This is a genomic window from Serratia sp. Je.1.23.a, from assembly GCF_051129805.1.
Classification (GTDB): domain Bacteria; phylum Pseudomonadota; class Gammaproteobacteria; order Enterobacterales; family Enterobacteriaceae; genus Serratia; species Serratia liquefaciens.
In genome coordinates, this window is record NZ_JBCPSR010000003.1 from 277,477 (window position 1) to 297,404 (window position 19,928).

Consider the following 19,928-nt stretch of genomic DNA (forward strand, 5'->3'; position numbering starts at 1 on the left):
CAGGCCCGAAGAATGCTTAGCTGCGGTAGAGGCTGAAGTGCTCTTTGCAATCCACCAGTTGCTGCTTGGTCAGCATGAACACGCCGTCACCGCCGTTTTCAAACTCCAGCCAGGTGAACGGAATATCCGGATACTGTTCCATCAGATGTACCATGCTGTTACCCACTTCACAAATCAGCACGCCGTCGTCGCTCAGGTAGTCCGGTGCGCAGGCCAGAATACGGCGCACCAGCTTCAGGCCATCGCTGCCGGCCGCCAGGCCCAACTCTGGCTCAAAGCGGAATTCCTGCGGCAGATCGGACATGTCTTCCGCATCCACGTACGGCGGATTGGTGACGATCAGATCGTACTGGATCGCGGGAACATCGCGGAACAGATCGGAACGGATCGGGATCACCTGTTGTTCAACGCCGAGCGCCTGAATATTGCGCTCGGTCACCGCCAGCACGTCGCTGGAGATATCGACCGCGTCAACTTCCGCTTCCGGGAAAGCGTAGCTGCAGGCAATGGCGATACAGCCGCTGCCGGTACACATGTCGAGAATATGGCGCGGCGGGTGCGGGATCAGGGCGCTGAAGCGATCGTTGATCAGTTCGCCAATCGGGGAACGCGGAACCAGCACACGCTCATCAACGTAGAATTCCAGATCGCAGAACCAGGCTTTGTTGGTCAGATAGGCTACCGGGACACGTTCGTTGACGCGGCGGATCACGCGCTCAACGATGCGGTGGCGCTCGCTGGAGGTCAAACGGGCGGTGTGCATGTCCTCTGGAATATCCAGCGGCAGGAACAGGCTTGGCAGCACCAATTGCACCGCTTCGTCCCACGGATTATCGGTTCCGTGACCATAGTAGATATCAGCGGCGTTAAAACGGCTGACCGTCCAGCGCAGCATATCTTGAATGGTGTGCAGTTCGTTCACTGCTTCCTCGACGAAAATTTTGTCCAATTTGCCCTCCGGCAGGCACTGTGATTCATGATTTAGCCGCATAGTTTGCCATGAAGCCCGCGACAAATCACGCTAACCCCTTGCGCTTTTCATTCTGGCGTGAATTTTGCGTCGACAGAGACCCGCGACAAGGTAAACTATCGCGATAAATGATTTCCGGTGAATTCCAAATGAAGAACAAGCACCCTCTGAGCAAAGATGAATTGCAGCTCTTCAGAGAGTCGGTAGTAGACGCAAAAAAGCTGCGTCAGGACACCATCGTCCACCGTAAACCCAAGCCTGTCACCAAGAAAATTGCTCCACAGCGCCTGCTTCAGGAACAGGTAGACGCCAGTTATTATTTCTCGGATGAATACCAGCCACAGTTGGAAGAGGAAGGCCCGACGCGCTATGTGCGCCCCGGTTACAGTGCCTTTGAACTGAAAAAGCTGCGCCGTGGCGATTATTCACCGGAGCTGTTTCTCGATCTTCATGGCCTGACCCAGATGCAGGCCAAGCAAGAGCTGGGGGCGCTGATCGCCGCCTGCAAGCGCGAACACGTGCACTGCGCCTGCGTGATGCACGGTCACGGCAAGCACATTCTCAAACAGCAGACGCCGCTATGGTTGGCGCAGCACCCAGACGTGCTGGTGTTTCACCAGGCGCCCAAAGAATGGGGCGGCAGCGCGGCGATTTTACTGCTGGTCGAACTGGCTGAGTGAACGGCAGAAATGACAAAGGGCGATGTTTGACATCGCCCTTTCGTTTTGGCCCCGCCCTGGGGTGCCTTATACTTTAGCCATCACCTGCGATGGACTCACCTGCCACTCAAATTTACCGTAGCTGCCGTCGGCGGCCAAATCGACATTGGCAATTGCCGAGGTCGCGAACATCGGCGGGCATTCGCCCGGACAGAGTTCCGCCACCAGGTAACCCACCAGCGGTAAGTGGGAGACGATCAGCACCGCGTGAACCCCCTGCTGCGCCAGCGCCTGCAGGTAGCTGCCGACCAGGCTGGCATCTCCGCCCGGCGTCAGCTCAGGCAGCACTTCTTCGCTTGCCGGCAGGGTCAAGGCCTCGCGAACCGTAGCCAGCGTCTGCTCTGCCCGCAGGTACGGGCTGACCAGCACGCGTTCAATATCCACAGACTTGGTATTTAACCAGGCCGCCATCTGACGTGACTCATCACGGCCACAAACAGTAAGAGGTCTTACCGAATCGCTGGCCGCATCAAGTGCCGCCTCTCCGTGACGCATAATCAAAACTTGCATATTGCACCGCTGTTGTTGACAAAATAACGCTATACAGAAACGCCGAGCGTGCTGTATCGCCGAGTTTTACAACCCCAAAGCAAACGCTTTGAAACGATAACGCGCCGTCTCTTTATGGCGGCCGGGCATTTTGCCTGAAAGTTCACGTAAAGAAAATGCTGTTTTTTACATCAATGGCGCCTTAACGGGAATTCAGCGCTCACATAACAACCAATTCAACGGGTTAAATTTTAACCTTCTCATCATGAATTTTATTGATGGCGGCCAGCCTTTCACCGCCATCAGGCTACGTTACCTCGTCCCTATCTCCCTGTATAGGGTCAGGGAATACCGGTATTGCAAGGAGTGATAGTGATCACATGCAACCTTGATCCTACTCTAGTACAAATCACGTCGCCGCGCCGCTCAGGTCCCCTGCGGATAGAAGCGTTCACCCTGCTGAGCCATGCGCTGCAGGCGTTCGCAAGGCGCAAAATATTCACCGTGCTGCCGCTGCAGGTACTCCAGCGTTTTAACCACCTTATCGGCCCCCAACTGATCCATATAGCGGAAAGGCCCGCCGAGGAACGGCGGAAAACCAATACCGAACACCGCGCCGATATCGCCGTCGCGCGCGCTGCGGATCACGCCTTCATCCAGACAACGTGCGGCTTCATTGAGCATCATCATTACGCAACGCTGAGCGATGACGGCCGGTTGTAAATGCGACTTCGGCGTGATGCCCAGCAAAAGATAGACCGAGGTATCGGCGCGCTTGCTCCGCTGACGCTGCTGGCCTTCACTGGGGTAGAGATAAAAACCACGGCCGTTTTTGCGCCCTTTGCGTCCGTCTTTCAACACCGCCTCGAAGGCGGCTGGAGCGGCAAAGCGCGGCCCTAACTGCTCTACCAGCACCGGGATAATCTTGGTACCGACGTCGATGCCCACTTCATCCAGCAGAGTTATCGGCCCAACCGGGAAACCGAAATCCACCAGCGCCTTGTCCAACGCTTCGATCGGCTCACCTTCCAGCAGGCAACGAGTCGCTTCATTTATATAAGGAGCCAGAATACGGTTAACGTAGAAACCGGCGCGGTCGGCCACCACGATCGCCGTCTTGCCCTGCTTGTGCGCCAGCGCTACGGTGGTGGCAATGGTTTCTTCGCTGGTGGTAGCGTGCGGGATCACCTCAACCAACGGCATTTTATCCACCGGGCTGAAATAATGCAGGCCGATCACTTGCTCAGGGCGATGCGCCTTGGCGGCAATCTGGCCAATCGGCAGCGATGAGGTATTGGAGGCAAAGATGGTGTGCGGCGCCGCGTGCTGTTCTATCTCGGCCACCATCTGCTGCTTCAGCGGCAGGTCTTCGAACACCGCCTCAATCACCACGTCCACCCGTTCAAAACCGGTATAATCGGTCGAACCGGAGATCAGCATCATCTGTTTTTGCCGTTCCGCCGGGCGCATGCGTTTACTGCGTACCCGCTTGCCGAGCACGTCCCAACTGTATTTTAACGCGTGGTTAATGCCCGTTTCGTTAACGTCTTTAATCCGCACTGGCAAACCACCCCGCGTGGCGGTCACACAGGCGATACCGCCGCCCATCAGGCCGCCACCCAGAATGCCGATACGGTGCAGTTCATGAGGTTGTGCATTACCACCGCGTTCTTTCTTCAAGGAGGTAGAGGAAAAGAACAGGCTTCGCAACGCGGCGGACTGCGGGGTCATGGCCAATTCGCCAAACGCCCGCGCCTCGGCCTCATAACCGCTGGCGCTGCCGTGATCCAGACCGGTACGCACCACCTGAATAATGCGTTCTGCGGCAGGATAATTGCCGTGCGTTTTCTCCAGCGTTTTCTTGCGCACAATGCTGAACAGCAGGCTTTTACCTAACGGGCCGTTGAGCAAACGCTCCTGCCACGGCAATTCGCGCCGGCTCTGCCAGCCTTGCTTGACCCGTTCGACGGCAGCCTGCAATAAAATTGACTGGGGCACGGCATCGTCCACCAACCCCATGCGCAACGCCTGACGCGCCCGAATGTGTTTGCCGGTCAGGATCATGTCCAACGCCTTGCTGGCACCAATCAACCGCGGCAAACGCTGGGTGCCGCCGGAACCCGGCAGCAAACCAAGCTGCACTTCCGGCAGGCCGAGTGCGGTTTTGTCATCCAGAGAACAAACGCGGCTGTGGCACGCCAGCGCCAGCTCCAGCCCACCGCCTAAGCAGGCGCCGTGAATAGCCGCCACCACAGGGACCTGGAATGCGGCAATCTGTGCCAGCGTACTTTGGCCTTTTTTCGCCAGCGCTTCGGCCTCTTTGGCAGTGGTACAGGCGGCAATCATGCTGATATCCGCCCCGGCAATAAACGAATCCGGCTTGCCGGAGATAATCACCAGCCCTTCCAGCGCCGGATGCTGCTGCGCGCGGATCAGTACGTCGTTGACCTGCTCGACAAACTCGGCCTTCAGGGTGTTTACCTTCTCCCCCGGAACATCGATGGTGATCACACCAATGTTGTCCGGACGAAGGGTCAGTTGAAAGGCCGAGGGTTTGGCCCGCTGTTCATGCAATGCGTTTTCAAAGCTCATTATTCCACCTCTACGATCATTGCGGCCCCTAACCCTCCAGCTGCGCAGGCGGTCGTCAGCCCCAGTCCGCCGCCACGACGCTTCAGCTCGTGCAACGTTTGGGTGATCATGCGCGCGCCGGTAGCGGCAAATGGGTGACCATAAGCAATTGAGCCACCCAATACGTTGAATTTTTCCATGTCCACTTCGCCAATCGCCCGGCTGCGACCCAACTTTTTCTGAGCAAATTCGTCGCTGGCAAACATTTTCAGGTTCGCAAGGGTTTGGGCGGCAAAGGCTTCATGCATGTCGATGAGGGTCAGGTCGGCCAGGCCGATTCCGGCGCGATCCAGCGCCAGCGGCGTAGCGTAAGACGGCCCGAGCAGCATATCTTCCCACACATCGATGGCGGAGAAGGCAAAGCTGCGCAGGTAACCCAGCGGTTGCAACCCCAACTCTTTCGCTCGCGACTCACTCATCATCAGCACCGCTGCCGCGCCGTCGGTCAACGGCGTACTGTTGGCTGCGGTAACGCTACCGTGCTTGCGATCGAATGCCGGTTTCAGCTTTGCGTAGGACGCCAGGCTGGAATCTTTGCGGACGTTGTTGTCTTCGGTGATTTGCGTACGGTATGGCGGCACATAGGCCGTCATCACCTCGTCGCGCAGCAGCCCCTGCTCCCAGGCTTTGGCAGCCAGTTGGTGAGAGCGGTGCGCCAGCGCATCCTGCTCTTCCCGGGTGATGCCGTGGCTTTTCGCCATTTGCTCTGCGGTATCACCCATGCGCAACCCGGTGGAATATTCCGCCACTGCCGGCGGCACCGGCATCAGGTCACGGAACTTCAGTCGGCTAAACAGCTTGAGACGCTGCGACAGGGTACGGGCTTTGTTGACGTCCACCAGCGTGCGCGCCAGCGCTTTACTGACGCCGATAGGCAGAACGGAAGAAGAGTCAGCACCACCGGCGATGCCGATACTGATGCTGCCTGCCATGATGCTTTCCGCCACGTTGGCAATCGCCTGGAAGCTGGTAGCGCAGGCACGCGACACGCTATAAGCATCGGTATGCACGCTCATGCCGGTACCGAGCACGATTTCACGCGCAATATTCGGCGCCTCAGGCATTTGCACCACCTGGCCGAACACCAGTTGTTCAATCAGCGCCGGATCGATACCGCTGCGGGCTAACAGTTCACTTACCGCCGTTTTCCCCAGATCCACCGCCGGAATGCCGTGATAAGCGGTCGCCTGTTTGGCAAAGGGGGTCCGCAGTCCATTTACAATCGCAATACGGTCACCGTGACGGGTCACCAACGGCAGTGCCTTACTCATAAACGCTCCTGAAGAAAATAACGCCAGCGCAACGGTCAAGAAGAGGTCTGACCTGATGGGGTCATTGTTAACCAAATGTTTACATTTGGCAAACCGGCAGAAGTGAAAACTGAGAGCAGGAGCAACTTTCTAGAGGGGGATTGAGGTGGAAGCGAGCGGCGCGGGATGACCCCGCACCGTTTTAAAGCCGTGATTAACGCAGGCCGAGCTGGAAAATCAGGGTTTCTGCCTGGCAGGCGAAGGTGAAATCAGCCACCAGTTCCACGCCACCGTCAACCGGTTTAATGCTACTGCTGATGTCGCAAGGGTCGGATTCCACACCGCGGGCTTTTTCGGTCAGCGTGGCCAACATTTTTTCTGCATCCTGCTGATTGGCAAACACCTGGCTGTAGGAGGCGGTGCAATCGGTATTGTCCATCACGGTACCGACATCAACACAGCAACAGGCGGCAGTTTCCTGGGCACTACATTTATTAATTGGATTGGACATGATTCATTCTCCTCAGGGACCGCCGTTACGCGAGTCCAAATTGCCATTTAGCTACTGGCGCAAAGACACAAGATTCTGCGTTTATTTTACTCTGCGATGAAACCGATCACTAGCACTTACTTTTTATAGGTGTTTTAAGTGATGGAAATCACAAATGAAAATCGACGTCTGCTAAGGAATGGTAAGAATATTGTTATGCATCGCTGGTTTTTTGTTATGCAGATCTCCTTTTTGATATCAATTTGGAAATATCTCAAAAACATTGTTGCAACATTTTCACAGGTCGGACCTATAATTCAGCCACTGGTCTGATTTGTCTGAATGATAACGGACCCTACAATCCCGCGCTCCTTGTTACTTTAAGTAACATAGTTTAAATAATAAACACATAATGAGGTTTTGGTCATGAGCCAGAAAAACCTATTTACTAAATCAGCTCTCGCAGCTGCAGTGGCAATTATTTCTTCAAACGTGTCTGCCGCAGGATTCCAGCTGAATGAGTTTTCATCAGCTGGTTTAGGACGTTCGTATTCTGGCGAGGGCGCCATGGCGGATACTGCAGCTTCCGCCAGCCGCAACCCGGCCCTGCTGATGATGTACACCCGCCCGGAACTCTCCCTAGGTGCGGTGTTTATCGATCCGGATGTAGACATCTCCGGCAAGTCACCTTCCGGTGCCAGCCTCGACTCCAAGAACATCGCCCCTACCGCCTGGGTGCCAAACCTGCATTATGTTCAACCGATTAACGATCAGTTTGCCGTAGGCGGCTCGGTCACCAGCAACTACGGCCTGGCGACAGAATTCAACGACGGTTATACCGCCGGGGCTTACGGCGGTAAAACTGACCTGACCACCGTCAACCTGAACCTGAGCGGTGCCTACCGTCTGAACCAACAATTCAGCTTCGGCCTGGGCTTTGACGCGGTTTACGCCAAAGCCAAGCTTGAGCGTTATGCCGGTGAATTGCCGAAGCTGCTCGCAGCACAGGGTATGCAGAGTGGAAAGCTTACGCCGCAGCAGGCACAGCAAATCGGCGGCATCCCGGCAGATACCCAGATTTCGCACCTGAAAGGTGACGAATGGGGCTTTGGCTGGAACGCCGGTATTCTGTACGAAGTGGACGAAAACAACCGTTACGGCTTCACTTACCGTTCCGAAGTGAAAGTCAAATTTGACGGCGACTACAAAAGCAGCCTACCGTCGGCTTATAACCCACTGCTCGTTCCTGCCGGCCTGCCTTATGGCACCAACGGCAGCACCATCCCAGGCTCTCTGGATCTGAACCTGCCGGAAATGTGGGAAATATCGGGTTACAACAAGGTTGCACCGCAGTGGGCTATCCACTACAGCCTGGCTTACACCAGCTGGAGCCAGTTCCAGGAGCTGAAAGCTACCGGCAACAACGGTCAAACGCTGTTTGAGAAGCACGAAGGCTTTAAAGACGCTTACCGCATCGCACTGGGTACTACCTACTTCTACGACGATAACTGGACCTTCCGTACCGGTATCGCCTTCGATGACAGCCCGGTGCCGGCCCAGAACCGTTCTATCTCTATCCCGGATCAGGACCGCTTCTGGTTGAGCGCAGGTACCAGCTACGCATTCAACAAAGACGCCTCTGTTGACGTCGGTGTTTCCTACATGCACGGCCAGAAAGTCACCATCAAAGAAGGTCCATATACCTTCGAATCCGTGGGCAAGGCCTGGCTGTACGGCGCCAACTTCAACTACCGCTTCTAATCTTTTCGATGACGAAGTCAGGAGCGCCCTTCTTAGGGCGCTTTTTTTTGCCCGCCGATCTCAAAGCATAAAAAAACCCGCCATCAAAGCGGGTTCTTTCTCTTCGCCAAGCGAGATTACTGCGAGTCGATCTCGTCCAGATCGCCCTGGATCGCCTGAGCGTTCGGGTTGATCTCAGGTTTCAGCGAGCCGCCGTTCGCCAGGAAGTCGTTACGCTGGAAGTAGGCTTCGCGCACCATCAGGTACGGATCGGAAGAGTTGCGCAGCAGGCCGTCGGAATCCAACAGCTCGGCACGGGTTTCAATCCCTTCAACCACCCATTTGCCCGCCGACATCCAGAAGGTCAGGTAGCTCAGCACCGGATAGACCGTATCCGCCCAGTCACCGCCCTCTTCACGCAGGGTGAAACTGCCGTAGCCCGGCAACATCACATAAGGACCGTAGCCGACGCCATAATGCCCCAGGGTGCTGCCGAAACGGTTAGGCTCTTCGCGAGCCAGTTTCGGGTTAGCCATCCCGGCCACGTCGATCAGACCACCCATCCCCAGAAGGGTGTTGAGGAAGAAACGGTTAAAGTGGATCATCCCCTTATAGGGGTCGCCTTTCAGGAAGGAGTTGACCATGCTGGCCGGTTCTTCCAGGTTAGACGTAAAGTTGCTTATCCCATTACGCGCCGGCATGGGCAAGTAGTTGCGCCAGGCCACGGCCACCGGGCGAAGTACATACGGATCCAGGACGTTATAGTTGAAGTTGAACATCGTCCGGTTAAATCCTTCCAGAGGATCGGATCGCCCTTGTGGTTCATCTTGTGGCGCGCTGGCACAGCCCACCAATAATACCGTTGTGAAAGCCAGCCCAGTCAGGCGAAAGTTCATATTTTTCTCCATAAAAACACGTTCGGTCTTTTTATTTAAGGGACCTGTTTGTTTATCTGAACGTCAATCTGCTCTTTACCGCTGAAATTCTGCAGCGCACTCTCGCCGAACCAATCACCCGCCTGTGGCGTGGCCAGACCATCCTGAGAAATTCGCACCCGCACCTTGACCTGATGCTGAGCCGAAAGCAGGCGTTCAGGCATCATGGCGTTGCTGTCATCCAGAGAAAATGACAGAGGGAAACGGCTTAAGGGCAGTTGTTTTACCGCAACCGGCACTGGATTGGTGCCATCGGTCACTGAAATTACCAGCGTCCCCTGCTGCGGCAAAGCGTTCGTCGCCTGTGGCGATAACGTCACGTTAATGCCAAGTTTAACAGTTTCTTCGCCCGCCTGTGTTTTTGCTTGTTCAATGCTGCGCTTTATCACTTCGGCGCGTTGATCATTGGCTGGCAACAGCTTCAGCATAACCTGCCAAGCGCCAATCGCCTGCTTGAAATCCCCCTGTTCGAAGGCGTTGAACGCCAACAGGCTCAGCACGCGCATATTGGTGTGATCTTCGGCGATCATCTTGCGCAGCATCTGAGTGGCCTGCTTGTTATCCTCCGGATCGTTGGATCTCGTCAAGACTTCCGCGTAGCCGAGGCGGACTTCCAGACTATTCGGATCAAGTTGATAAGCATGAGCAAATGCCTGAGTGGCGGTGGTGGCGTTATTCAGCGCCATCCCCACGCGACCCAGCATCATCCAGTCGTTGATATTGCGATCGTCCTGCTGCAACGCGGTACGCAGGCCCAGCCCGAGGCGAGCAATCTCTTCCATGCTCAACGGTTTGGCGCGCTCATTAGCGACGCGCGCGCGCAGATCCGGCATTTGCGCCTCGACCTGTTGCCAGTCCAATACCTGCGCCAACCCACCGGTTTTCAGATAAAAGCCAAGGGTGACCACCACCAGCAAGGCAACCCCAGGCACCAATGCCCAGCGGTTAATGGGTTTCTCCTGCGTATCCTGCTGGCCGGGGATGTCATTGAGCAGGTTTTGCTGCAGCTCTTTCACCAGTTCAGGGCGCTCAGCAACCACGCCCTGCTGTTCGTCCTGCTCCAGCTCATGCAGACGATCCTGATAAAACGCCTTGTTCAGCGTATCGCGGCTCGCCGCGGTGCTTTTACCGCTGTGGCGCATCGCCGGTACCACCAGCAACGCCGCAGCGCCCACCAGCAGGACAATAATAATCAGCCAAAAAGCCATTAGGGTTTCTTCCTGTCAGTCTCTTTCAGCAGCGCCGCCAGACGCTGTTGCTCCTGTTCGGAGAATTCATCGTTAGCGTTAACGGCACCGGTACGACGGTGGCGAGTGCGCAGTATCACTACCGCACCGCCGATCAACACAAACAGCAACGGGCCTACCCACAGGATCAGCGTCGCCGGGGTCACCGGCGGTTCGTAGGTGACGAAATTACCGTAGCGCGCCACCATATAGTCGATAATCTGCTGCTTGTTCTGCCCCTGCATCATCAACTCGTACACCTTGGTACGCATATCGGCCGCTATGATGGCGTTGGAATCGGCGATGCTGTTGTTCTGGCATTTCGGGCAGCGCAGCTGTTCGGTCAGCTCCCGGTATTGCTGTTCCTGCTCGACCGAATTGAACCGATAAGTGTCGATAGCCGCCGCGGCGCTCCAACTCAGTAACGCGGCAAATATCAGGGTCAGCAGCCTCATGCCTCACCCCCATATTTTTTGTACAGCGGCAGCACTTCCTGCTGCCAAACGCGCTCGTTCATGTCTCCGGCGTGGCGGTAGCGGATAATGCCCTGCCCATCGATCAGGAAGGTTTCCGGTGCGCCGTACACGCCCAAATCCAACCCCAGCATGCCGTCGCCGTCGTACAGGCTGAGCGCGTACGGGTTGCCCAGCGAGTTCAGCCAGGTCACCGCTTTGCCGCGATCGTCTTTATAGTTCAGCCCCACCACGCGGATACCGCGCGCGGCCAGCGTATTGAGGTATTGATGTTCGGCGCGACACGTTGGGCACCAGGTCGCCCAGACGTTCAGCAGCATGGGTTTGCCATTGCGCAGCACCGCCTGGTCGTAAGTCTTGCCAGGCTGGTCGAGGGATTCCAGCTTGAAAGCCGGCACCGGCTTGCCGATCAACGCCGATTCCAGCATGGTCGGGTCTTCGCCACCGGCGTTGCGCGTCAGCTGCACCATAAACGCCGCCACCAGCAGCAGGAACAGGATTAATGGGATAAACAGCAGTTTACGGTTCATGCCTGCTCCTCCAGCTTGCCTTCACGCTTGAGTTTTTTGCTCATCCGATAGCGCGGGTCGAGAATGCACAGGATACCGCCCAGCGCCATAAACACCCCGCCGAACCAGATCCAGCGTACGAAAGGTTTGTAGTACAACCGCACTGCCCAAGAGCCGTCGTCTAGCTCTTCGCCCAGCGCGGCGTACAGGTCGCGGCTGAAGCCGCCGTCAATCGCCGCTTCGGTCATCATGCTGCGCGCCACGCTGTAATAGCGTTTTTCCGCGTGCAACGTCGCTTCCGGTTTGCCGTTGCGCGTGACATCAATAATGCCGACGCCGCCGCTGTAGTTCGGCCCACGAATATCGTGCACGTCACGGAACACAAAGTGATAGTTATGGATATCCACGCTGTCGCCGGCTTTCATGCGGACATCACGTTCCACACTGTAGTTTTGGCTGAAGGCAATGCCGATTACCGTTACCGCCACGCCAAGGTGGCCCAGCACCATCCCCCAGTGGCTGCGGGAGAGATGGCTCAGCCCACGCCAGAAACCGTGGCGATGCGTTGCACGTTCGTGCAGCTCCATCAGCGTCAGGATTATGACCCAAACGGCCATGATCAGCCCCACCACCGTCATGCCGGCGATGCTGTCTTGCAACAGCCACGGCAGCAGGATCGACAGCACCAGCGTAATCACCAGCGCCACGCTCAGGCGACGCCACAGCTTGGTCGGCTCGTCGCGGCGCCAGCGCACCAACGGGCCAATCCCCATCAGTAACGCCATCGGTGCCATCAGCCAGGTGAACATGGTATTGAAGAACGGTTCGCCGATAGAAATGCTGCCCAGGCCCAACTGCTTATGCACCAGCGGCAGCAGCGTCCCCAACAGCACCACCAGCATGGCAGCGATCAGCAGTACGTTATTGCCCAGCAAGAAGGTTTCACGCGAGAAGGTTTCGTGCTGCACCCGGCTGCGCACTTGCCCGCCCTTGACCGCATACAGCAGCAGAGAACCGCCTATCACGATCACCAGATAAGCAAGGATAAACATGCCGCGTGCCGGGTCGGAAGCAAAGGAGTGCACTGAAACCAGCACCCCGGAGCGCACCAGGAAGGTGCCCAGCAGGCACAATGAGAAGGCGGTAATCGCCAGCAATACCGTCCAGGCTTTGAAAGTGCCGCGTTTTTCGGTCACCGCCAACGAGTGCATCAGCGCGGTACCGGCCAGCCACGGCATAAATGAAGCGTTCTCGACCGGATCCCAGAACCACCAGCCGCCCCAGCCCAGTTCATAATAGGCCCAGGCGGAGCCCAGCACGATGCCCATGGTGAGGAACACCCAGGCGGCCGTGGTCCAAGGGCGCGACCAGCGTGCCCAGGCCGTATCCAGGCGACCGGCCATCAGTGAAGCGATGGCGAAAGCAAAGGCCACCGAGAAACCGACATACCCCATATACAGCAGCGGCGGATGGAAAATCAGGCCGATATCCTGCAGCAGCGGGTTAAGGTCGCTACCGTCGATCGGGAAGTTCGGCAGCGTACGGGTGAAGGGGTTGGAGGTCATGATGATAAACAGCAGGAAACCTGCCGTGATCATGCCCATCACCGACAATACGCGCGCCACGGCATCTTGCGGCATCGAACGGCTGCACAGCGCCACCGCCAGCGACCAGCAGCTCAGCAACAGCACCCACAGCAGCAGCGATCCCTCGTGGGCGCCCCAGGTGGCGGCAATGCGATAATACACCGGCAGTTGAGTATTGGAGTTGGCGGCCACATAGGCCACGGTAAAATCATTAACGACAAAGGCGTGCACCAGACAGATGAACGCCAGGGCGATAGCGGCAAACATGCCGTAGGTCAGTGGGCGCGCCACCGCCATCATGCGACGGTCCTGACGCGCCGCGCCCCACTGTGGGTAAATGCTCAGCAGCAGCGAAATCGCCAGCGCAAGGCATAGCAGAAAACTTCCCGTTTCCGGCATCATGATTTAGCGCCCTCGTTCTGCGGGGTGGCGTAGGCCGAAGCCGGTCCCTTATGGTTTTCTTTCATCGCGTCGGCCACTTCCGGCGGCGTGTATTTTTCATCGTGTTTCGCCAGCACTTCACGCGCATTCACCACGTTGCCTTCGCCCAGCACGCCCTGTGCCACAACGCCCTGCCCCTCACGGAATAGATCCGGCAGAATGCCGGTGTAAGTGACGTCGATTGCACCGCGTGCATCATAAACTTTGAAACTGACCTGCAGCGTTTTCTGATCGCGCTTTACCGAACCCGGCATCACCATGCCACCGATGCGCAGGCGTTGGCCCACCTCCGGCTTCTCATGATTTTCGCCCTTGCCCTGCAGAATTTCGCTTGGGGTATAAAACAGATCGATGTTGGAGCGCAGCGCATACAGCATCAGGGTCGCGGTCAGCGCAACGCCGATCAGCACTACGATCGCCAAATACAGGCGACTTTTACGACGAGGATTCACAATGATTTCTCCCGCGGGTTAGCGGTTTTTTGTTTCGACTGCTGCGAATGACGAATACGTCTTTCGCGTGCCTGACGGCGTCCAATCTCATCCAGCAATTGCCGGCGCTGCCAGAAAGTGTGGGCCACCAGCCCCAGCAACGAGAGCAGGGTTACGGCTACCGCCAACCAAACGTAGAAGGCATAGCCGCCCATGGCGAAAAACGCCTGCCAGGAAGTAAAGGCTGCATTCATGGTTGACGCTCCTTGTTAACCAGCCCTGCCACCCAAGGGCGCTGGCGTTCCTGAGACAAAATCAGATTGCGCAAGCGCAGCAAGGTGAGAGTGATGAAAAACAGCAGGTAACCGAGTATTGCCCAACGCAGCGGGGTGCGCATGCTTGGCGCGATGCTCTGTTGCATATTGGTGGAACCCTGATGCAGCGTGTTCCACCATTCGACCGAGAAGTGAATGATCGGGATGTTCACCACCCCGACCAGCACCAGAATGCCGGCGGCGCGGCCCGCCAGGCGGCGGTCCTCAAAGGCGTTGTACAGCGCAATAATGCCAATATAAAGAAACAGCAACACCAGTTCAGACGTCAGGCGGGCATCCCACACCCACCAGGTGCCCCACATCGGCTTGCCCCAGGCGGAGCCGGTGACCAGCGCAATAAAGGTAAACACCGCGCCGACCGGTGCCATCGCCGCCACCACGGTATCGGACATTTTCATCTGCCACACCAGGCCGATAAACGCCGCTACCGCCATTGAGCCATAGATCCCCATCGACCACATCGCCGCCGGCACATGGATATACATGATGCGGAAGCTATCGCCCTGCTGGTAATCCTTGGGTGCGAAACCGAATCCCCAGACCCAGCCCAGCAACAGGCAAGCCGCTCCGGCCAGTCCCAGCCAGGGGATAAAGCGGCCACAGACGTGATACAGCCGTTCAGGCTGGGCAAACTGATGTAACCATTTCCACATTGTCGTCATTGCTCACGGTAAATTTATACGGTGGCCGCCCCGTTTACCGGGGCGACGAAAATTGCTTGTGCGGTGGAACACGCTCTTGGTGGCGTTAACCCGCGTTTCAATAAGTTAGCTAGTGCACGCTCACTCGCAGCGCCGCTGCGGTGGCGAAAGGCGCCAGCGTTATGCTTCCCGCCAGCATCGCGCCCAGTATCGCCAGGTAACCGTCTATCGGCATGCCCATAGAGGCGGCGTCGATGGCGGCGGTGGAAAATATCAGCACCGGGATATACAGCGGCAGCACCAGCAGGCTCAGCAGCACGCCCCCCTTGCGTAACCCGACGGTCAGCGCCACGCCGATAGCGCCAATCAGGCTCAGCGTCGGCGTACCCAGCAACAGCGTAAACGCCACCGCCAGCCAGGTGTGAGTGTCCAATGACAGCAGCAGCGCCACCAGCGGCGACAGGATCAACAGGGGTAAGCCTGTTACTACCCAGTGAGCACACACTTTGCCTAACACCGTCATCGGCAGCGGCGTTGGCAATAACAACAGTTGTTCCAGCGAGCCGTCGAGGAAATCATCGCGAAACAAACGCTCCAGCGACAGCAGGGCCGCCAGCAGCGCCGCGACCCAGATAATCCCCGGCGATATACGCGCCAGCAGTTGCGGTTCTGGCCCAATCCCTAACGGAAACAGCGTGATAACGATCAGGAAAAACCACAACGGATTAACGATTTCCGACCCTTTGCGAAAGGCAATCTTCAGCTCACGGCGCAATACAGTCAAAAACATTAAAGAGTCTCCACGCGGTTTTCCGTCAGGTTTATTTTCCCTACCGCCTGCGTTGCGCCGGCCAAATCCTGATGCGTGGTCAACAATACCATGCCGCCCTGCTGAGCATGTTGCTCAAAAAGGCTTATTAATTCAGCCACACCCTGCTTGTCTATCGCCGTCAGCGGCTCATCCAGGATCCACAGCGGACTACTGCTGAGCCACAACCGCGCCAACGCCACACGCCGCTGTTGACCGGCGGAAAGCTGCGCCACCGGTAAATCCTCATAACCCACCAGACCGACCTGCTCCAGCGCCTGCCAAATGGCCTGACGATCGGGCGCACCGCGCACCGCCTGGTAAAACTGCAGGTTCTCAAAGGGCGTCAACATGGTTTTAATCCCCGGCTGATGGCCGAGGAATAACAAATCCTGATAATAACGTTCGCGATGACGCAACGTATTTTGCCCGTGCCAGCAGACTTCTCCGCTTTCCGGTCTTGCCAGGCCCGCCAGAATGCGCAGCAGGCTGGTTTTTCCCGCGCCGTTCGGCCCTTCTACCTGAATAATGTCGCCCGGTTTTACCGTAAAGCTTAACGCGCTAAACAGGGTGCGTTCATCACGGACGCAACTCAGATTTTTAGCTTCCAGCATCGGGAGAACTCATATTTTTCTTTGGGATAGCGATCATAGCATAAGCCATCTGTGGCTCGTAGCCCGCAGCCGGTCACTCAACTACTCCAATAGGGGTAATATTGCGCCCCAGATCAAAAATGCGTAGAAAAACCCGGCAACGTTAAACTCTTGTTACTTTTTTCTGCAATTTGCCACATCGCTTTCACAGCGTCCCTGAGCCAACTACGCTTAATCATGATCATGACCCTGACAGTCTTTGATGGAGATAACGGATAATGAGCAATCAGCAGCAGCGCCCGGATGCAGAGCAGGAAAATAGCCTGCAAGTAGAAAGCAAAGAGCATGAACAGGGCAAGAGCGAAATTGAGGTAAAGGAAGAGAACCTGCCCTCGCGTGCAGCGGCGGTGCATGAGCTGATCCGCATGGAAGGCGAAAAAGAGCTGGAGCGCGACTGGCTGGCGCTACTGTGGTCAGCGGTGGCCGCCGGGCTGTCGATGGGGGCCTCACTGATGGCGAAAGGCATCTTCCACGCCCGCCTGCCGGACGATCCCAGCCGCTTCTTTATCGAAAATATCGGCTACACCTTTGGCTTTATCATCGTGATCATGGCCCGCCAACAGCTGTTTACCGAAAATACCGTCACCGCGGTACTGCCGATAATGCAAAAACCGACGCCGAGAAACCTCCTGCTCCTGTTTCGCCTGTGGGGCGTGGTGCTGCTGGGGAACCTGGTGGGGACCGGGCTGGCGTCACTGGCGTTTATCCACATGCCGATTTTCGACGAGAACACCCGCAGTGCCTTCGTTAGCCTTTCGGAAGAAGTGATGAAAAACTCGCCGTCTGAAATGTTCGCCAACGGCATTCTGGCAGGCTGGATCATCGCCACCATGGTGTGGATGTTCCCTTCCGCCGGGGCCGCCAAGATTTGGGTGATTGTACTGATGACCTACCTGGTGGCGATCTGCGATCTGACCCACATCGTGGTGGGATCGGTAGAGATCCTTTATCTGGTGTTTAGTGGCGTCATTCCCTGGCATGATTTTATCTACCCGTTTGCTATTCCAACGCTGGCCGGCAACATTATTGGTGGCACCTTTATCTTTGCGTTGATGAGCCATGCACAGATCCGCAACGACATGAGCGACAAAAACAAGGCAGAGCGGCTGGCGGCGGAAAAACAAACCGGCAAGGCGAGAAAACCGTGATCGCGATCAGCGCAGCGCGTGAAAATCACCGCATATTGGCGAGGGAATGAGCAAACGCACCGCTAAGCGCTTATTCTGCGGGTAAAAAAAGGTATACTGCCCCGGCAGCCTAGGTTGCCGGCCCGCAGCGTCCCCGTAGTTAAACGGATATAACAAGCCCCTCCTAAGGGCTAGTTACTGGTTCGATTCCAGTCGGGGACACCATAAATTTATATACTCGCCTCTGCCTCCCCCACCAACCCCGACGTACGCCCCCTCAAATCCTGAGCGATTTATCGAACTTCAAATTTGGTCAATAAACCCCGTTTTATCAGAATGATGCATCCTCTCGTCCACAATCTGGCACAACGTCGAATATTAAAGGTATAATCTCAGATACTATTTGATCGATTTTAGAAACGAACATGACAAAGCTGACATTACAAGAGCAGATGCTCAAAGCGGGATTAGTAAGCAGTAAAAAGCTGGAGAAAGTACAAAGAACCACGAAAAAATCACGCGTTCAGGCTCGCGAGGCAAGAGAAGCCGTTGAAATCAACAAAAAGGCGCAAATAGAGCGCGATAAACAGCTGAGTGAACAGCAAAAGCAGGCCGCTTTATCTAAAGAATATAAAGCCCAGGTAAAACAGTTGATTGAAATGAACAGGATCGTCATTTCAAATGGTGACATTAGTTATAACTTCACAGACAACAATTTAATTAAAAATGTACGCGTGGATAAACTGACTCAATCTCAGTTAATTAATGGGCGTCTCGCCATTGCACGGCTGGTTAGTGATAATAACCCTGAGGGTGAATATGCTATTATCCCTGCGGTCGTGGCTAATAAAATTGCACAGCGCGATGCAAGCTATATTGTACTGAGCGCTGAACTCAGCCAGGAAGCCAAAGACGAAGAAGATCCTTACGCCGATTTTGTCGTCCCTGATGATTTGATGTGGTAATCAGAACTTTAGGGCAACGGACTCTCCCTCTTGCCCTAACATCAAAAATCCGTATTCCTGCCGCACCACGAAAAGATCACTTACTGCAAATCAATGATTAGTGTCCACAGGCTAAAAAAATATTTTCATCACGCTTAAAACTGACAAATTAAACGGTCACACCTACAGCATTAAAAAACTTAAAATCGTATTTTAGTTCCCTCCGTTAAAATGTTAATATTGGCAAATGATCCGGATGGAGTAATAGCATGTTTCCCAACAAAAAATATTCACGACGAGCAAATCCGCTGACCAGCTATCAATTTTCTCGTCTGCATACTTTTGAATGCGTCGCCCGTCATTTATCTTTTTCACTGGCGGCAGAAGAACTGTCTATTACTCCCAGCGCTGTAAGCCACAGAATTAACCTGCTGGAGAAAGAGCTGGGGTTTCTTTTATTTCAACGATTCCACCGCAGAATTACGCTAACGCCGGATGGCGAGAGAATGCAATGGGCGTTAAATCATTCCTTCGATGCCCTGACACAGGAAATCCTGGATATCAAAAACCGCGAGCTGACGGGCAGCCTGACCATTTATTCTCACCCGTCTCTGGTCCAGTGTTTGCTGATACCCCGCATCGGCGATTTTATTGCTCTGCATCCGACCATTCATTTAAACATTCTCACCGGGCAGGAAAATATCAATCTGGCCAATCGGGGCGTGGATTTAGCCATGTATTTTGGCCGTCCACCTTCGGATAAACAGCTGGACGAAATCTTTATGCGAGAGTCCATGGTTCCAATCTGCACGGAGAAATACGCCAAAACGCATAACCTTTATAATGCGCCTGGGAACCTGGCAGACTGCACTCTATTGCATGACAGATACAACTCCGGTGAAGACGAGTGGCAAATCTGGTCACAGCATTTTGATTTGGGCCTGGATACCGACGCCAAAAGCATGGAGTTCGACCGTTCGGACCTGGCGGTGTTGGCGGCAACTCAGCATCTTGGCGTGGCGATGGGGCGACTCAATCTGGTGCAGGACTGGATCAAAAGCGGCGAACTGATTATCCCGTTTACCGACATGATCTTGCCCTGCGAACACAGCTATTTTATGTCGACGCTCTCTGGGCGTCAGTGGCCTAAGATTATCGCATTCAAAGAATGGATGATGAAAATAACCCCTCTGGTCTGAGGGGCCAAAGGCGAAAAGATCGAAATGATCACCATTTTTTCGGAGTATACGAAAACTCAAGCGCACAGCTGTACAATCGTCCGGCCTTTGAATAATAAATATGCTTGCGGCTGTTATCCCACACCACAGCATAGTTATTAGCAAAGTTTATTATTTCAACCGGAGTTTGGTTTGATAATTTCCCCCGTTTCGTATTTTTCACCACAAAGAAATCACCATTATCGCTTAAGGTGATCAAAGGATAACCCCAGGCATATTTTGACACTTGTACGGTAATAATGAATTGGCTTTCACAGTTTATCTGATAGGTATGAATATCAACGTCCATAGT

The 19,928-nt window shown here is 55.3% G+C and carries 21 protein-coding genes and 1 tRNA gene; 6 read left to right on the plus strand and 16 right to left on the minus strand.

All coding sequences use genetic code 11. From position 1 onward, the window contains the following. Positions 1 to 16: 16 nt before the first annotated feature. Positions 17 to 949: a 50S ribosomal protein L3 N(5)-glutamine methyltransferase gene (prmB, locus tag AAZT04_RS13535; protein ID WP_041415542.1), complete on the minus strand. Its 933-nt coding sequence runs from the start codon at positions 947 to 949 to the stop codon at positions 17 to 19. 170 nt (positions 950 to 1,119) lie between these two features. Here prmB and smrB point away from each other — a divergent pair, with 170 nt between their 5' ends. Beyond that, positions 1,120 to 1,650, plus strand: a complete 531-nt coding sequence (gene smrB, locus AAZT04_RS13540) for an endonuclease SmrB (RefSeq protein ID WP_041415545.1) — start codon at positions 1,120 to 1,122, stop codon at positions 1,648 to 1,650. 66 nt (positions 1,651 to 1,716) lie between these two features. Here the strand turns inward: smrB and sixA are convergent, their stop codons facing one another. From sixA to AAZT04_RS13560, 4 genes are all read right to left on the minus strand, one after another. Beyond that, positions 1,717 to 2,199: a phosphohistidine phosphatase SixA gene (sixA, locus tag AAZT04_RS13545; RefSeq protein ID WP_041414795.1), complete on the minus strand. Its 483-nt coding sequence runs from the start codon at positions 2,197 to 2,199 to the stop codon at positions 1,717 to 1,719. A 405-nt stretch (positions 2,200 to 2,604) separates the two neighbouring features. Then, complete coding sequence (gene fadJ, locus AAZT04_RS13550; protein ID WP_129940929.1) at positions 2,605 to 4,770, minus strand: fatty acid oxidation complex subunit alpha FadJ; 2,166 nt, start codon at positions 4,768 to 4,770, stop codon at positions 2,605 to 2,607. Continuing rightward, complete coding sequence (gene fadI, locus AAZT04_RS13555) at positions 4,770 to 6,080, minus strand: acetyl-CoA C-acyltransferase FadI (RefSeq protein ID WP_044552712.1); 1,311 nt, start codon at positions 6,078 to 6,080, stop codon at positions 4,770 to 4,772. The genes fadJ and fadI overlap by 1 nt, the downstream gene beginning before the upstream one ends. Before the next feature lie 193 nt (positions 6,081 to 6,273). After that, the gene (locus tag AAZT04_RS13560; RefSeq protein ID WP_020827916.1) at positions 6,274 to 6,570 is read right to left on the minus strand and encodes a YfcZ/YiiS family protein; all 297 of its coding nucleotides are present in this window, start codon (positions 6,568 to 6,570) and stop codon (positions 6,274 to 6,276) included. A gap of 405 nt (positions 6,571 to 6,975) precedes the next feature. On the opposite strand from AAZT04_RS13560, the gene fadL reads away from it, so the two are divergent. After that, positions 6,976 to 8,310, plus strand: a complete 1,335-nt coding sequence (fadL, locus tag AAZT04_RS13565) for a long-chain fatty acid transporter FadL (protein ID WP_046373020.1) — start codon at positions 6,976 to 6,978, stop codon at positions 8,308 to 8,310. Between the two features lie 116 nt (positions 8,311 to 8,426). Here fadL and mlaA read toward each other — a convergent pair whose 3' ends face one another. From mlaA to ccmA, 10 genes are all read right to left on the minus strand, one after another. Next, complete coding sequence (gene mlaA, locus AAZT04_RS13570) at positions 8,427 to 9,185, minus strand: phospholipid-binding lipoprotein MlaA (protein WP_020827918.1); 759 nt, start codon at positions 9,183 to 9,185, stop codon at positions 8,427 to 8,429. A 35-nt stretch (positions 9,186 to 9,220) separates the two neighbouring features. Continuing rightward, complete coding sequence (gene ccmI, locus AAZT04_RS13575) at positions 9,221 to 10,432, minus strand: c-type cytochrome biogenesis protein CcmI (protein WP_129983435.1); 1,212 nt, start codon at positions 10,430 to 10,432, stop codon at positions 9,221 to 9,223. Further along, positions 10,432 to 10,905 carry a cytochrome c-type biogenesis protein gene (locus AAZT04_RS13580; RefSeq protein ID WP_020827920.1) on the minus strand — a complete coding sequence of 158 codons (474 nt, stop codon included), beginning with the start codon at positions 10,903 to 10,905 and terminating at the stop codon, positions 10,432 to 10,434. The genes ccmI and AAZT04_RS13580 overlap by 1 nt, the downstream gene beginning before the upstream one ends. Next, the gene (locus AAZT04_RS13585) at positions 10,902 to 11,453 is read right to left on the minus strand and encodes a DsbE family thiol:disulfide interchange protein (protein WP_020827921.1); all 552 of its coding nucleotides are present in this window, start codon (positions 11,451 to 11,453) and stop codon (positions 10,902 to 10,904) included. Before AAZT04_RS13585 ends, AAZT04_RS13580 begins: the two co-directional genes overlap by 4 nt. Further along, entirely contained in the window at positions 11,450 to 13,420 is a 1,971-nt protein-coding gene (locus AAZT04_RS13590; protein ID WP_020827922.1) for a heme lyase CcmF/NrfE family subunit, read from the minus strand. The genes AAZT04_RS13585 and AAZT04_RS13590 overlap by 4 nt, the downstream gene beginning before the upstream one ends. Next, complete coding sequence (ccmE, locus tag AAZT04_RS13595; RefSeq protein WP_012146100.1) at positions 13,417 to 13,911, minus strand: cytochrome c maturation protein CcmE; 495 nt, start codon at positions 13,909 to 13,911, stop codon at positions 13,417 to 13,419. The genes AAZT04_RS13590 and ccmE overlap by 4 nt, the downstream gene beginning before the upstream one ends. Beyond that, positions 13,908 to 14,144, minus strand: a complete 237-nt coding sequence (gene ccmD, locus AAZT04_RS13600; RefSeq protein ID WP_020827923.1) for a heme exporter protein CcmD — start codon at positions 14,142 to 14,144, stop codon at positions 13,908 to 13,910. The genes ccmE and ccmD overlap by 4 nt, the downstream gene beginning before the upstream one ends. Beyond that, positions 14,141 to 14,878, minus strand: coding sequence for a heme ABC transporter permease (locus tag AAZT04_RS13605; protein WP_020827924.1), 738 nt, complete (start codon positions 14,876 to 14,878; stop codon positions 14,141 to 14,143). Before AAZT04_RS13605 ends, ccmD begins: the two co-directional genes overlap by 4 nt. Before the next feature lie 118 nt (positions 14,879 to 14,996). Further along, complete coding sequence (gene ccmB, locus AAZT04_RS13610) at positions 14,997 to 15,656, minus strand: heme exporter protein CcmB (RefSeq protein ID WP_044552718.1); 660 nt, start codon at positions 15,654 to 15,656, stop codon at positions 14,997 to 14,999. Continuing rightward, positions 15,656 to 16,288, minus strand: coding sequence for a cytochrome c biogenesis heme-transporting ATPase CcmA (gene ccmA, locus AAZT04_RS13615; protein ID WP_129940935.1), 633 nt, complete (start codon positions 16,286 to 16,288; stop codon positions 15,656 to 15,658). The genes ccmB and ccmA overlap by 1 nt, the downstream gene beginning before the upstream one ends. Before the next feature lie 257 nt (positions 16,289 to 16,545). Here ccmA and AAZT04_RS13620 point away from each other — a divergent pair, with 257 nt between their 5' ends. From AAZT04_RS13620 to dsdC, 4 genes are all read left to right on the plus strand, one after another. Next, entirely contained in the window at positions 16,546 to 17,475 is a 930-nt protein-coding gene (locus AAZT04_RS13620; protein ID WP_434680512.1) for a formate/nitrite transporter family protein, read from the plus strand. A 129-nt stretch (positions 17,476 to 17,604) separates the two neighbouring features. After that, a tRNA-Arg gene (locus tag AAZT04_RS13625) sits at positions 17,605 to 17,679 on the plus strand. Positions 17,680 to 17,879: 200 nt separating this feature from the next. Next, a complete protein-coding gene (locus AAZT04_RS13630; RefSeq protein ID WP_020827932.1) occupies positions 17,880 to 18,419 on the plus strand; it encodes a DUF2058 domain-containing protein in 540 nt (179 codons plus the stop codon). Between the two features lie 248 nt (positions 18,420 to 18,667). Further along, positions 18,668 to 19,597, plus strand: a complete 930-nt coding sequence (gene dsdC, locus AAZT04_RS13635; RefSeq protein ID WP_020827933.1) for a DNA-binding transcriptional regulator DsdC — start codon at positions 18,668 to 18,670, stop codon at positions 19,595 to 19,597. A gap of 28 nt (positions 19,598 to 19,625) precedes the next feature. Here the strand turns inward: dsdC and AAZT04_RS13640 are convergent, their stop codons facing one another. Further along, positions 19,626 to 19,925: a hypothetical protein gene (locus AAZT04_RS13640; RefSeq protein ID WP_020827934.1), complete on the minus strand. Its 300-nt coding sequence runs from the start codon at positions 19,923 to 19,925 to the stop codon at positions 19,626 to 19,628. Positions 19,926 to 19,928 lie beyond the last annotated feature (3 nt).